Here is an 11,583-nt window from a genome sequence, read left to right on the forward strand (position 1 = left end):
CACGATGATGCGATCAGTGCACGATCGACATCGGAGGGTGGCGCATGCCCGGTGCGGCGGCGAGCACAGGAGCGAACGACACGGCAGTAAACGTCACGAACCCGGACGGCACGGTCGACGGGGTGGTCGCCCGGCTGCGGGCGCTCGGGGCGGGGCTGCCGCCGGAGGACGGGGTGGCGGTGTTCAACCGGGCCTACCTCACCGTCACGGAGGCGGTCCGGGAGCGGCTCGGTGGTCCGTACTTCGCCGATCCGGCGGCGGTGGCCGAGCTGGACGTGGTGTTCGCGGGGCGGTACCTGCTCGCGGTGGCGGCCGACGCCGCCGGGCGGGAGCCGCCCGCCTGCTGGCGGCCGCTGTTCGAGCTGCGCGCCCACCCCGGGGTGCACCCGCTGCAGTTCGCCCTGGCCGGGATGAACGCCCACATCCAGCACGACCTCCCGCTGGCCGTCCTGGACGCGTGCGGGCGGCTCGGCTGCGAACCGGAGGACGTCGAGGACGACTACCACCGGGTCAACGGGGTGCTGGCCGAGGTGGAGGCCGCCGTCCGGGAGCAGCTGCTGGGCGCGCACGGGCTGCCGGAGCCGGCCGCGCCGCTCGCGCACCTGCTGGGCGCCTGGTCGGTGGACGCCGCCCGCGAGGCGGCCTGGTCGGCGGTGCGGGCGCTGTGGGAGCTGCGCCGGGTGCCGTGCGCCGCGCACGCCTTCGCCGCCGCGCTGGACGGCTCGGTGGGGCTGCTCGGCCGCGCGCTCCTGCTGCCGCTCGGCCTGCACGACGGCGTCCACCACGACCCGGCCGCAGGAACGTCTGCGGGAACGGCCACGGGAACGGCCGCCGGCCGGCTCCCCGAAGCGAGGAACCGGCCGGTCGGCGAACCCGAGAACGGTGGCGGGGCGGGCGCACGCGCCGCCCGTGCGGATCAGGCCCAGCTGGAGTGCAGCGGCTTGCCCTCGGCGTAGCCGGCCGCGCTCTGGACGCCGACGATCGCCTTCTCGTGGAACTCCTCCAGCGTGTTGGCGCCCGCGTAGGTGCAGGAGCTGCGCACGCCGGCCACGATCGAGTCGATCAGGTCCTCGACGCCCGGGCGGGTCGGGTCGATGAACATCCGGGAGTGCGAGATGCCCTCCTCGAACAGCGCCTTGCGGGCGCGGTCGTAGGTGGAGTCCTGGGCGGTGCGGTTGCTCACGGCGCGGGCCGAGGCCATGCCGAAGCTCTCCTTGTACTGGCGGCCGTCGGCGGCGGTGTGGAGGTCACCCGGGGACTCGTAGGTGCCGGCGAACCAGGAGCCGATCATCACGTTGGAGGCGCCGGCGGCCAGCGCCATGGCGACGTCGCGCGGGTGGCGGACGCCGCCGTCGGCCCACACGTGCTTGCCGAGCCGGCGCGCCTCGGCGGCGCACTCCAGGACGGCGGAGAACTGCGGGCGGCCGACGCCGGTCATCATGCGGGTGGTGCACATGGCGCCCGGGCCGACGCCGACCTTGAGGATGTCGGCGCCAGCCTCGACGAGGTCGCGCACGCCCGCCGCGGAGACGACGTTGCCGGCCACGATCGGGATCTGCGGGTCCAGGCCGCGCACGGCGCGCAGCGCGCTGATCATGCTCTCCTGGTGGCCGTGCGCGGTGTCGACGACCAGCACGTCGGCGCCGGCCTCGATCAGGGCCTTGGCCTTGCCGGCCACGTCGCCGTTGATGCCGACGGTGGCGGCGATCCGCAGCTTGCCGGCGGCGTCGACGGCCGGGGTGTACAGGGTGGCGCGCAGCGCGGCCTTGCGGGTGAGGATGCCGATGAGGCGGCCCTCAGCGTCGACGACCGGGGCGAGCTTGCGGTGGGCCTCGGAGAGCTTCTCGAAGGCGGCGCGCGGGTCGACGTCCTCGTCGAGGAGCAGCAGGTCGCGGGACATGATGTCGGCGAGGCTGGTGAAGCGGTCGACGCCCTGGCAGTCGGAGTCGGTGACGACGCCGACGGGCTTGCCGTCCTCGACGACCACGAGGGCGCCGTGCGCGCGCTTGGGCAGCAGCGACAGGGCCTCGGCGACGGTGGCGCCGGGGGCGAGGGTGATCGGGGTGTCGAACACCAGGTGGCGCTGCTTGACCCAGGCGATGACCTCGGCGATGACCTCGGTGGGGATGTCCTGGGGGATGGCGACCAGGCCGCCGCGACGGGCGACGGTCTCGGCCATCCGGCGGCCCGCGATGGCGGTCATGTTGGCGACGACCAGCGGGATGGTGGTGCCGGTGCCGTCGTTCGAGGAGAGGTCGACTGCCTGCCGGGAGCCCACGGCGGAACGGCTGGGGACCATGAAGACGTCGTCGTACGTCAGGTCGTACGAGGGCTTGAGGTCGTTCAGGAAGCGCATGAAATGGGGCTCTCTGGCTGGGAGAAGGTACACCTCGGGTGCGGTTGCGGCGATGCCGCCGGGGCGCACTCGGGCGCCCGGCACCCAACATTCGATTCTCCGGGAGGGTCGGGACAAAAGCCAGTTCGGGGACGATTGCTGGCGCTGTGCACAAATCAAGATCAAAGCTTCGCGCGTAGACTTGGATGATCGTCCAAACGATCGACCTTTCGCCCCGGCCGGGGCGACTCCCGTAGCATTCACGCGGTAACGGCGAGGCGAAACGGGAAACGGCAGCGGGCGTGGGCATCGATCAGCAAGTAGCGGCACAGCACCTCCGGGAGAGCCCGGTCGAGGGCACCGAGGAGGAGATCGACTACGGTCCCGGCCTCGATCCCGAGCGCCTGCGGCTCTGTCTCGAGGTGATCGCGGAGCTGGACGAGCTGCACGTCGACCACCCGGACGCGATCACCGTCCGCCAGGCCGTCGGCGGCATATTCCGCACGCTCAAGCAGCGCCGCCGCCAGGAGACCCGGGCCCGCAAGACCGCCAACGACCGCGAGGTCACCGCCCGCACGGCCACCGGCGCGCCGACCAGGATCGACGACGAGACGGCCGGCGCGTTCGGCCTGACCACCGTCACCACGACCGAGATCGCGGGCATCCTGGAGCGGCCCCGCTCCTGCTACACCTGCAAGAAGCGGTACGTCGAGGTCGACGCCTTCTACCACAACCTGTGCCAGCCCTGCGCGACGCTCAACCGGGCCCGCCGGGACGCCCGCGCCGACCTCACCGGCAAGCGCGCGCTGCTGACCGGCGGCCGGGCCAAGATCGGCATGTACATCGCGCTGATGCTGCTGCGCGACGGCGCCCACACCACGATCACCACGCGCTTCCCCAACGACGCGATCCGCCGCTTCAAGGCGATGCCGGACAGCGACCAGTGGATCCACCGCCTCAAGATCGTCGGGATCGACCTGCGCGACCCGGCCCAGGTCATGGCGCTCGCGGACGAGGTCGCCGCCGACGGCCCGCTGGACATCCTGATCAACAACGCCGCGCAGACCGTCCGCCGCCCGCCGGAGTCCTACCGCGAGCTGGTCGCCGCCGAGACCGCGCCGCTGCCGGCCGGCGAGCTCCCGCAGGCCACCACCATCGGCCGCTTCGGCAGCGGCAGCGTCGACCTGCCCGCGCTCCCCCACCAGGCGGGCGGGGCCGACCTGCGGATGGCCGCCGAGGACGTCACCTCGCTCGCGCTCGTCACCGGCTCCGCGACGCCCGCCCGGATCGCGGCCGGCACCGCGATCGACGCCGGCGGCCTGGTACCCGACCTCGCGGACACCAACAGCTGGGTGCAGACCGTCTCGGAGGTCGGCCCGATGGAGCTGCTGGAGGTGCAGCTCTGCAACTCCACCGCGCCGTTCATCCTGATCAGCCGGCTCCGCCCGACGATGGCCGCGTCCTCGTCGCGCCGCAAGTACGTGGTGAACGTGTCCGCGATGGAGGGCGTCTTCACCCGCGGCTACAAGGGCGCCGGCCACCCGCACACCAACATGGCGAAGGCCGCGCTCAACATGCTGACCCGCACGAGCGCGCAGGAGATGTTCGAGAGCGACGGCATCCTGATGACCGCCGTCGACACCGGCTGGATCACCGACGAGCGCCCGCACCCGGACAAGATGCGCCTGGCGGACGAGGGCTTCCACGCCCCGCTCGACCTGGTCGACGGCGCGGCCCGGGTCTACGACCCGATCGTGCGCGGCGAGCGGGGCGAGGACCTGTACGGCTGCTTCCTCAAGGACTACGAGCGCGGCAACTGGTAACCACCCGAAGGAGAACGCGAGTTGGCCTCCACCTCACCCGGACCGGCAGCACCCGCACCGGCAGCACCCGCCCGGACGGTCGCGCCGATGCTCGGCGCCGGCGTCATCGTGCCCACCGGGGACGGCCGGGTGCTGGTCGGCCGCCGCACGACCGCCGGCGAGCCGCCCACCTGGAGCCTGCCGGGCGGGAAGGTGGAGGAGCCGGGCGAGTCCTTCGAGCAGGCGGCGGCGCGCGAACTCGCCGAGGAGACCGGCATCGTGCTGCCGGCCGACGAGATGCGGGTGCTGGCCGTGCTGCTCGACCACGAGCTCGGCCGGCCCCGGCTGACCGCCGCCGTGCTCGCGCCGCCGAGCCTCGCCGAGGCGCTGGTCACCGAGCCGCACGCGTGCGCGGGCTGGGAGCGCTTCGCGGTGGACGCCCTGCCGGAGCCGATGTTCTACCCGTCCGCCCTCGTCCTCGGCGCGTGGCTGCCGGGCATGGACGGGGTGCGCCGCCCCGGCACGCACGGCTACCGGATCGGCTGAGCCGGAGCACACCGGTGTCCCGGGGCTCCCCTGCTGCCCCGGGACACCGGCCGCTCGACCGGATCCCGCCCGTCAGCCGTTGCGCGCCGCCTCCGGCCCGGTGATCCGCCTCAGCAGCGGCAGCGTCGAGGCGATGATGCCGAGCGAGGCGAGCAGGCCGAAGCCCGTCAGCCCGTAGTAGAGCGCGCCCGGCGACACCAGGTCGTAGTCCATCTGCGACGTGAGGAACATCGCCGCCGCCGCGAAGCCCGTCCCGATCGAGATCGCCGCGACCACCAGGAGCGGCAGCGCGCTCTCCAGCCCGATCACCCGTTGCAGCAGCCGCAGCGGCGCCCCGGTCAGCCGCAGGATGGCGAACGGCCGCCTGCGGTCGGAGAGTCCGGCGACCACGCTCACCGCGAGGCTGCACCCGGCGATCGGCAGGGTGGTCAGCAGGACGACGTTCGCGAGTTGGCGCCAGCCCTGGAGCTGCTTCTGCGACACGGTGCCCCAGTCGGCGGCCATCCGCGCCTCGTACGTCGGGTAGGCCCTGGTGAAGAGCGTCCGCAGCTGTTCCATGGCCGCCGACGAGCCGTCGGTGGTCGTGTAGACCATGCGCACCGGCAGCGCGGCGGCGTCCTGCACGGAGATCGGAGCGGCGGGCCACTCCTGGGCGCTCGCCTCCCGCAGGTCGACGAACTGCCAGAGCGGGACGAGGGCGACGGCCGCGCCCGGCGCGCAGTGGCCGATCACCGGGACCTGCGCCAGCTCCGGGCAGAGCACCAGCGCGGGCGCGGGCATGGCCTCGGAGCCGTGGTACTCCCGGCCGAGCCCGGCCGGGTTGTCGTGGGCCAGTGCCAGGCCGCGGAAGCCGGGCACGGCGCGGGCGGAGGCGAGCACGGAGTCGGGCACGGTGCCCATCGCGTCCGAGCGGAAGAGGTCGAACGACGGGGCGTGGACGACGGCCTTGCGGATCTCCGGATCACCGCTCAGCGCACCGCGGTTGGCGTTGATCGTACCGATGACGCTCACCGTCGAGGTGACCACGAACAGCGCCAGCACCAGCCCGGCCACCGAGCGGAACCCGGCCTTCGGATCGTCCGCGAGGCGGCGCACCGCGATGAGCGAGGCCGGCCGGCCGGTCCGCCGGGCCACCGCCCGGGCGGCGACCATCGTCAGCCACGGGCCGGCCACCACGAGGCCGAGCATCACGAGCAGGAAACCGGTCAGGTAGGCCGCCGACTGACCGTCGGTGGTCGGCGGGCGGTTGTCGACGAAGTAGCCGAGCTCGCCCAGCCCCGCCAGCAGCGGGACCACCCGCCAGGCGCTCGGCGGCTTCGGCGTCACCCGGCGGGAGACGCCCAGCGGCGAGATCGTGACCCGCCGCAGCGCGAACCGGGCGGCGAGCGCCGCCGCCACCGGCACGCCCACCACGGCGCCGAGCACCTGCGGGACGGTCAGGGTCAGGTCGGAGGTGAAGAACCGGCTCCCGGTGAACGGGACCTCGGCCACCAGCGGGCGCAGCGCCGCGTGGAGCGCGAAGCCGAGCACCGTCCCGGCCACCGACGCCACCGTGGACTCGACCGCCGAGATCACCGAGACCTGCCGGGGTGTCGCGCCCACCAGCCGCATCGCGGCGAAGCGCTGTTCGCGGGTGGCGGCGGACAGCCGGGTCGCGGTGCCGATGAAGATCAGCACCGGGAAGATCAGCGCGCCGGCCACCACGGTGAGGATGAGCGTCATCGCGTCGCCGCGCACGCCGTGGCCGAAGCAGTCGTTGTCGCAGTCGGCGGGCAGGGTGGTGGCGATCGTCGTGATCTGCCGGGCGCGCGGCCCCGCCCTGACCTCGTCCGCCGTGCGGCCGATGACGACCGACAGGCTGTCCGGGGAGGGCAGCGCGGCGTCGCCCAGGGTGCCGGCGAGCCGGCCGGGGAAGCGGTCGCCCAGTTGGACCGCCGGGACGTCGCGCAGCAGCTTCTCCAGCGCGGGCGAGGCGTAGTACTCGCCGGGGGCCGGCAGCCCGGTCAGGCCCGGCGGGACGGGCGAGGTGGGCCCGGTCGGGGCGACCTCGACCTCGAAGACCTCCTTGCCGTCGTAGAAGTCGCCGTGCGCGTACCACCAGAGCGGGTCGACGGCGGCCGGCGCCTCGGCCCGGCTCTTGGTGCCCGAATTCATCCACAGCTGGCGCTCGTTGGCCCGGCCGATCGCGTTGACGCTCGCGAACGTGGAGAGCAGCAGGCCGACGCCGATCGCGACGGCCGCCGCGATCATCGCCAGCCGGGCCAGCGCCTCCCGGCCGCCGCTGACGGCCAGGCGGAGCGAGAAGGCGATCACGGCGCCACCGGTCCCGCCACCGGTCCGGCCGCCTGCCCCGCCACCGGTCCCGCCGAGAGCACCCGGGCCGAGCCGTCGCGCACGATCGCCTCGCGGTCGGCGTAGGCGGCGACGCGGGGCTCGTGGGTCACCAGGACGACGGTCGTGCCCTGTTCGCGGGCCGAGGCGACCATCAGGTCCATCACCTGCTCGCCGGTCAGCGAGTCCAGGGCGCCGGTCGGCTCGTCGGCGAAGAGCACCTGTGGGCGGGCCACCAGGCCGCGGGCCAGGGCGACGCGCTGCGCCTGACCGCCCGACAGCTCGCCGGAGCGGCGCTTCTCCATGCCGTCCAGGCCGAGCCTGGCGAACCACGGCCGGGCGTCGGCCAGCGCGGCGGCGCGGCGCACGCCGTTCAGCAGCAGCGGCAGGGCGACGTTCTCCTCGGCCGTCAACTCCGGCACCAGCTGGCCGAACTGGAACACGAAGCCGAAGCGGTCCCGGCGCAGGGCGCTGCGCCGGGCCTCGGCCATGGTGTCGATCCGCTGTCCGTCGAAGTGCACCTCGCCGGCGTCGGGCACCAGGATGCCGGCCAGGCAGTGCAATAACGTCGACTTGCCCGACCCGCTCGGGCCCATGACGGCCAGCACCTCGCCAGCCTCGACCGAGAGACTGGCCCCGCGCAGCGCGGGCGTCTCCCCGAAGGACAGGGCTATGTCGCGGGCCTCGATCACGGCGGTCATCGCCGCACCTCCGCGGCGAGGGCGCCCAGGCGGGCGGCGGTGAGGTCGATCCAGCGCAGGTCCGCCTCCAGGTGGAACAGGCCGTGGTCGGCCAGCAGGGCGTCCACCAGGGGGCCGGTGCGGCGCAGGTCGGTGAGCTCGCGCATCCGGCGCAGGTGGGCGGCGCGCTGGGTGTCCAGGTAGTCCTGGGCGTCGCGGCCGAGCATCAGGGCGAGCACGACCTTGGTGAACAGCGTGCTCTGCAGGTTGGGTTCGGGCGCGACGGGCTCGGTCAGCCAGGTCTCGAACTCCGTCGCGCCGGTCTCGGTGATCACGTAGCGCTTGCGCTCGGGACCGTCGCCGGGCTCCGCCTCGCCGGCGACCACCTTGCCGTCGCGGGCGAGGCGGCCGAGCGTCGCGTAGACCTGGCCGTACGGGAGGGGTTTGCCGCGGCCGAACAGGGCGTCGTAGTCGCGCTTGAGGTCGTAGCCGTGGCTCGGCTCCCGTTCCAGGAGCCCGAGCAGGGTCAAGGGAACACTCATGGGGAGGACCATACCCCACGCGTATACTCCGAGTGTATATCCGGCGAGAACAAGCCGCTGACCTGGTGCGACGTCAGAACCCCGGGTACGGCGGGCAGGAGGCGGGCCCCACACCCGCCTCCTGCCGCACACCGCGGCCCGACGCCCCCACGGCGAACCGGGCCGGGCCGCGCCCAGGCACGGGAGGCACGGCCCGGCTCCAAGCCTGCCCCGCCCGCGCCGCCCTGCCGAGGGCCGAACGTCCCGTTCCGGTCACCCCGTTCCGGCCTCCGCGGCCGCCGCCACCGGCGCCCGGCCGTCACACGCCGCGTTCGTGCGAACCCGCACGGCTCTTGTGCGCGGGTTCGCACGGGGTGGACATTGGGTAACGGAACACCGTTCACCACTGCACAGTCCCAACACAGCTGAGGAGCCGTCATCGTGTCCAGCAGCCCCCGGCCAGCCCGGCCGGCGTCGCTCCCGCGGCGGACCGGCCGCCAGCTGCGACGGGCCCTCGGCGGACGGCGCGAACCGCTCGCCCGGTCCGTGGACCGCTCCCGCGCCCGCGCCTGGGCCGTCGCCGCGCTGGGACTGCTGCTCGCCCTCGCCCTCGCCACCGCCGGCGCCCTCGTCAGCTACCGCTCCGCCGCGCCCCGGGCCGCCGCCGACCACGGCCGGCTCCACCAGGTCGACGCCGTCGTGCTCGGCCCGCCCCAACACGGCACCTCCGCCGGCCGGCTCGCCGGCGGGTACGAGAGCCGCGTCGAGGCCGAGGCGAGCTGGACGTACCCCGACGGGCAGCCGCACACCGGCACCGTCCAGGCGCCCCGGACGGCCGCCGTCGGCAGCACCGTCCGCATCTGGGTCGACCCCGACGGCACCGTCACCGCTCCCCCGCTCGACCGCGGCGCCGTCGTCGTCTCCGCCGCCTGCATCGGCGCCGGCACGCTGCTCGCCCTCGTCGCGCTCGTCGTCGTCGGGCTCCGCCTGCGGCTCCGGGCCCTCGAACGGCGGTCCGACGAGTCCTGGACGCGCTCCTGGGCCCGACTCGAACCCCTCTGGAGCGGCCGCGCGGGCCACCGGCAGGACGACTGAAACCGACCGGGGCCGATCCGCGTCTCCTCCGTCAGCCAACCGCACCCGGGGGACCACAGACATGAAGCACCGCCGCACCGCCCTGGCCGCCGCGCTCGCGCTGGGCCTGGCCGCACTCGTCACCGGCTGCGGGCCGGACGACCCGGACCCCGCGCCCGCGGCCGCCTCGCCGGCGCCCACCACGGCCGCCTCCGGCGCGCCCGCGCCCGCCCCGACGGCGAGCGCGGCACCCACCACGCCCGCGCCGACCGCCTCTGCGGCGCTCAAGCCCTGCCACCCGGACCCGGCCCGGCCGGACTTCGTCAAGTTCGACTCCGCGACCACCGCGGGCGGCGTGACCAAGGTGACCCTGACGCCGGTGAGCTGCGGCTACAAGGCGGAGAACGAGGAGCTCGTCGAGTACACCCCCACCGGCGACGCCACGGGCTACCAGCTGACGAAGAACGCGGTGGTGCAGGTCATCGAGTTCACCGGCAAGGGCACCAAGGAGCGCACGATCGCGCCGGCCGAGCTGGCCACGTACAAGCCGGCCAGCACGCCGTACTTCGCGGTCCACCGGAACGAGCAGGGGAAGATCACGGCGATGAAGGAGATCTACCACCCCTGAGACACGCCCTGGTCACGGCCGCGCCGCCCAGGGCTGGGTGGTGCGGGAGGCGCGGTGGAGGACGGCCGCGACGGCGACCAGCAGAGCCGAGGCCAGGGCCAGCGCCGTCGGGACGTTCGTGTGGAGGACGAGCAGGGCGCCCAGCAGGGCCCCGGCGAGCATCCAGACCGCGGAGGCCAGCCGGCGGGGGCCGGAGCGGTCCGCGGCGAGGGCGGTGATCGTCATGGTCAGCACCGTCGTCGTCAGGTCGGGCACCTTCAGCGAGCGCACCACCGCGTTCTGGCCGCCCATCGCCAGGGCGAGCAGCCCGATCAGCGCGTAGCGGACCGGGTCGGCGGTGTGCCCGGCCGCCGCCGCCAGGACGGTGCTCACGACGACGAGCGCCGCCTGGGCCGCCACCGCCGCCCGCAGCAGCCGTCCCCGGTGCTCGGGCAGGCGGTCGGCGAGGCGCCCGCCGGCCAGGGCGCCGACGAGGAAGGCGGCGAGGGCGGCGAGCGACGCGGTCGCGGAGAGGTTGGCCGCGCCGGCCAGGGCGAAGCCGAGGAACACCACGTTGCCGGTCATGTTGGCGACGAAGACGTGCCCGAGCGCGAGGTAGCTGACCGCGTCGACCACGCCGGTGACGACGGTGAGCACCAGGAGCAGCGGCACGAGCGGCCCGTGCCTGGGGTCGGGAGTGAGCATCGGGCCTCCTGGCGGTGGACGGTCTGACGGTCCTTCCGTTCTACTCCCTCACGCGAGCGCCGGGGCGCCGGGATCGTCCGATTCGTCCTCGACGTGCCAGTGGAGGTCGCGCACGCCCGGTTCGAGGGAGAGCCGGGTGACGACCTGCTCCAGCGCGGGGGCGACCTGGCCGGTGATGGCGACGGTCGCGCGCAGGCTGGTGGCCTCGCCGTTGTCGGCGCGGCGGGCGCGCAGGCCGGTGGGGGTGAGCCCGGAGGCCGACAGGGACTGGAGCAGCAGGGCCCGGATGTGCGCCTCGGACTTGCGGTCGCACTCCACGTGGACGGTCGCGCGGTTGGTGGAGTCCGGGTCGCTGCCGGACTGCGGGGCGCGGTCGAGCAGCCGCCCGGCCGGGCGCAGCACGAGGTGGACGGCGAGCACGGCGAGGGTGCCGAGGACGGCGAGTTCGAGCTTGCCGGAGGCGGCGAGCACCCCGACGGCGGCCGAACACCACAGTGTGGCGGCGGTGTTGAGGCCGCGCACGCCGGCGCCGTCGCGCAGGATGACGCCACCGCCGAGGAAGCCGATGCCGGAGACGACGTACGAGGCGACCCGGGTGGGGCTGCCGCTGTCGCCGACGGCCTCGCTGTAGAGGACGAACAGGGTGGCGCCGGCGGCGACCAGGGCGTTGGTGCGCAGGCCGGCCATCCGGGCGCGCCACTGGCGTTCGACGCCGATCAGGGCGCCGCAGGCGACGCCGGTGGCCAGCCGGACCAGGAACTCGACGGTGGTCAGGGTGTGCACGGCGGCACCTCCTACGGGGAGACGGCGGGCGGACGGGAGGGGAAAGCGGAACGGACGGGCGGCAGGCCCTCGGCCCGCCCCCGTCCGTTCGGTGGGTTCACGGTGGCTCAGTGCCCGAGGGCGGTCTGGACGACCTTGATGATGACCATGATCATCGCGATCAGCAGGTAGGCGCGCAGGGCGCCCATGCCGACCTTGC

Annotated in this window: 11 protein-coding genes; 5 read left to right on the forward strand and 6 right to left on the reverse strand. The window is 74.4% G+C overall.

The features are described 5' to 3' along the window. Positions 1-44 precede the first annotated feature (44 nt). Positions 45-956: a DUF5995 family protein gene (locus tag ACFVU9_RS15330; protein ID WP_387593607.1), complete on the forward strand. Its 912-nt coding sequence runs from the start codon at positions 45-47 to the stop codon at positions 954-956. Here the strand turns inward: ACFVU9_RS15330 and ACFVU9_RS15335 are convergent. Then, the gene (locus ACFVU9_RS15335; RefSeq protein ID WP_380438886.1) at positions 917-2,356 is read right to left on the reverse strand and encodes a GuaB1 family IMP dehydrogenase-related protein; all 1,440 of its coding nucleotides are present in this window, start codon (positions 2,354-2,356) and stop codon (positions 917-919) included. The genes ACFVU9_RS15330 and ACFVU9_RS15335 overlap by 40 nt on opposite strands. 350 nt (positions 2,357-2,706) lie before the next feature. Between ACFVU9_RS15335 and ACFVU9_RS15340 the strand changes: the two genes are divergently transcribed. Further along, complete coding sequence (locus tag ACFVU9_RS15340) at positions 2,707-4,158, forward strand: SDR family NAD(P)-dependent oxidoreductase (protein WP_380498155.1); 1,452 nt, start codon at positions 2,707-2,709, stop codon at positions 4,156-4,158. 21 nt (positions 4,159-4,179) lie between these two features. Next, entirely contained in the window at positions 4,180-4,683 is a 504-nt protein-coding gene (locus ACFVU9_RS15345) for an NUDIX hydrolase (protein WP_380438884.1), read from the forward strand. Between the two features lie 72 nt (positions 4,684-4,755). On the opposite strand, the gene ACFVU9_RS15350 is transcribed toward ACFVU9_RS15345, so the two are convergent. The 3 genes from ACFVU9_RS15350 to ACFVU9_RS15360 are packed head-to-tail and all read right to left on the reverse strand — an operon-like array spanning position 4,756 to position 8,236. After that, positions 4,756-6,996 (reverse strand): FtsX-like permease family protein, encoded by a 2,241-nt coding sequence (locus ACFVU9_RS15350; RefSeq protein ID WP_387593608.1) that lies wholly within the window; start codon positions 6,994-6,996, stop codon positions 4,756-4,758. After that, complete coding sequence (locus tag ACFVU9_RS15355; RefSeq protein WP_387593609.1) at positions 6,993-7,715, reverse strand: ABC transporter ATP-binding protein; 723 nt, start codon at positions 7,713-7,715, stop codon at positions 6,993-6,995. Before ACFVU9_RS15355 ends, ACFVU9_RS15350 begins: the two co-directional genes overlap by 4 nt. Next, positions 7,712-8,236, reverse strand: a complete 525-nt coding sequence (locus tag ACFVU9_RS15360; RefSeq protein ID WP_359963749.1) for a PadR family transcriptional regulator — start codon at positions 8,234-8,236, stop codon at positions 7,712-7,714. The genes ACFVU9_RS15355 and ACFVU9_RS15360 overlap by 4 nt, the downstream gene beginning before the upstream one ends. Positions 8,237-8,656: 420 nt before the next feature. On the opposite strand from ACFVU9_RS15360, the gene ACFVU9_RS15365 reads away from it, so the two are divergent. Then, positions 8,657-9,310: a hypothetical protein gene (locus tag ACFVU9_RS15365; RefSeq protein ID WP_380438879.1), complete on the forward strand. Its 654-nt coding sequence runs from the start codon at positions 8,657-8,659 to the stop codon at positions 9,308-9,310. 61 nt (positions 9,311-9,371) lie between these two features. Beyond that, a complete protein-coding gene (locus ACFVU9_RS15370; protein WP_387593611.1) occupies positions 9,372-9,917 on the forward strand; it encodes a hypothetical protein in 546 nt (181 codons plus the stop codon). A gap of 12 nt (positions 9,918-9,929) precedes the next feature. Here ACFVU9_RS15370 and ACFVU9_RS15375 read toward each other — a convergent pair whose 3' ends face one another. Then, positions 9,930-10,601, reverse strand: coding sequence for a YoaK family protein (locus tag ACFVU9_RS15375; RefSeq protein ID WP_387593613.1), 672 nt, complete (start codon positions 10,599-10,601; stop codon positions 9,930-9,932). A 48-nt stretch (positions 10,602-10,649) separates the two neighbouring features. After that, a complete protein-coding gene (locus ACFVU9_RS15380; RefSeq protein ID WP_380498135.1) occupies positions 10,650-11,384 on the reverse strand; it encodes an MgtC/SapB family protein in 735 nt (244 codons plus the stop codon). Positions 11,385-11,583: the final 199 nt, after the last annotated feature.

This window comes from Kitasatospora sp. NPDC057936, from assembly GCF_042887525.1.
Classification (GTDB): domain Bacteria; phylum Actinomycetota; class Actinomycetes; order Streptomycetales; family Streptomycetaceae; genus Kitasatospora.

Coding starts and splice junctions, on each gene's coding strand:
- ACFVU9_RS15375 (WP_387593613.1), bottom strand. CDS start 10,601: ATGCTCACTCCCGACCCCAGGCACGGGCCGCTCGTGCCGCTGCTCCTG.
- ACFVU9_RS15335 (WP_380438886.1), bottom strand. CDS start 2,356: ATGCGCTTCCTGAACGACCTCAAGCCCTCGTACGACCTGACGTACGAC.
- ACFVU9_RS15370 (WP_387593611.1), top strand. CDS start 9,372: ATGAAGCACCGCCGCACCGCCCTGGCCGCCGCGCTCGCGCTGGGCCTG.
- ACFVU9_RS15360 (WP_359963749.1), bottom strand. CDS start 8,236: ATGAGTGTTCCCTTGACCCTGCTCGGGCTCCTGGAACGGGAGCCGAGC.
- ACFVU9_RS15355 (WP_387593609.1), bottom strand. CDS start 7,715: ATGACCGCCGTGATCGAGGCCCGCGACATAGCCCTGTCCTTCGGGGAG.
- ACFVU9_RS15330 (WP_387593607.1), top strand. CDS start 45: ATGCCCGGTGCGGCGGCGAGCACAGGAGCGAACGACACGGCAGTAAAC.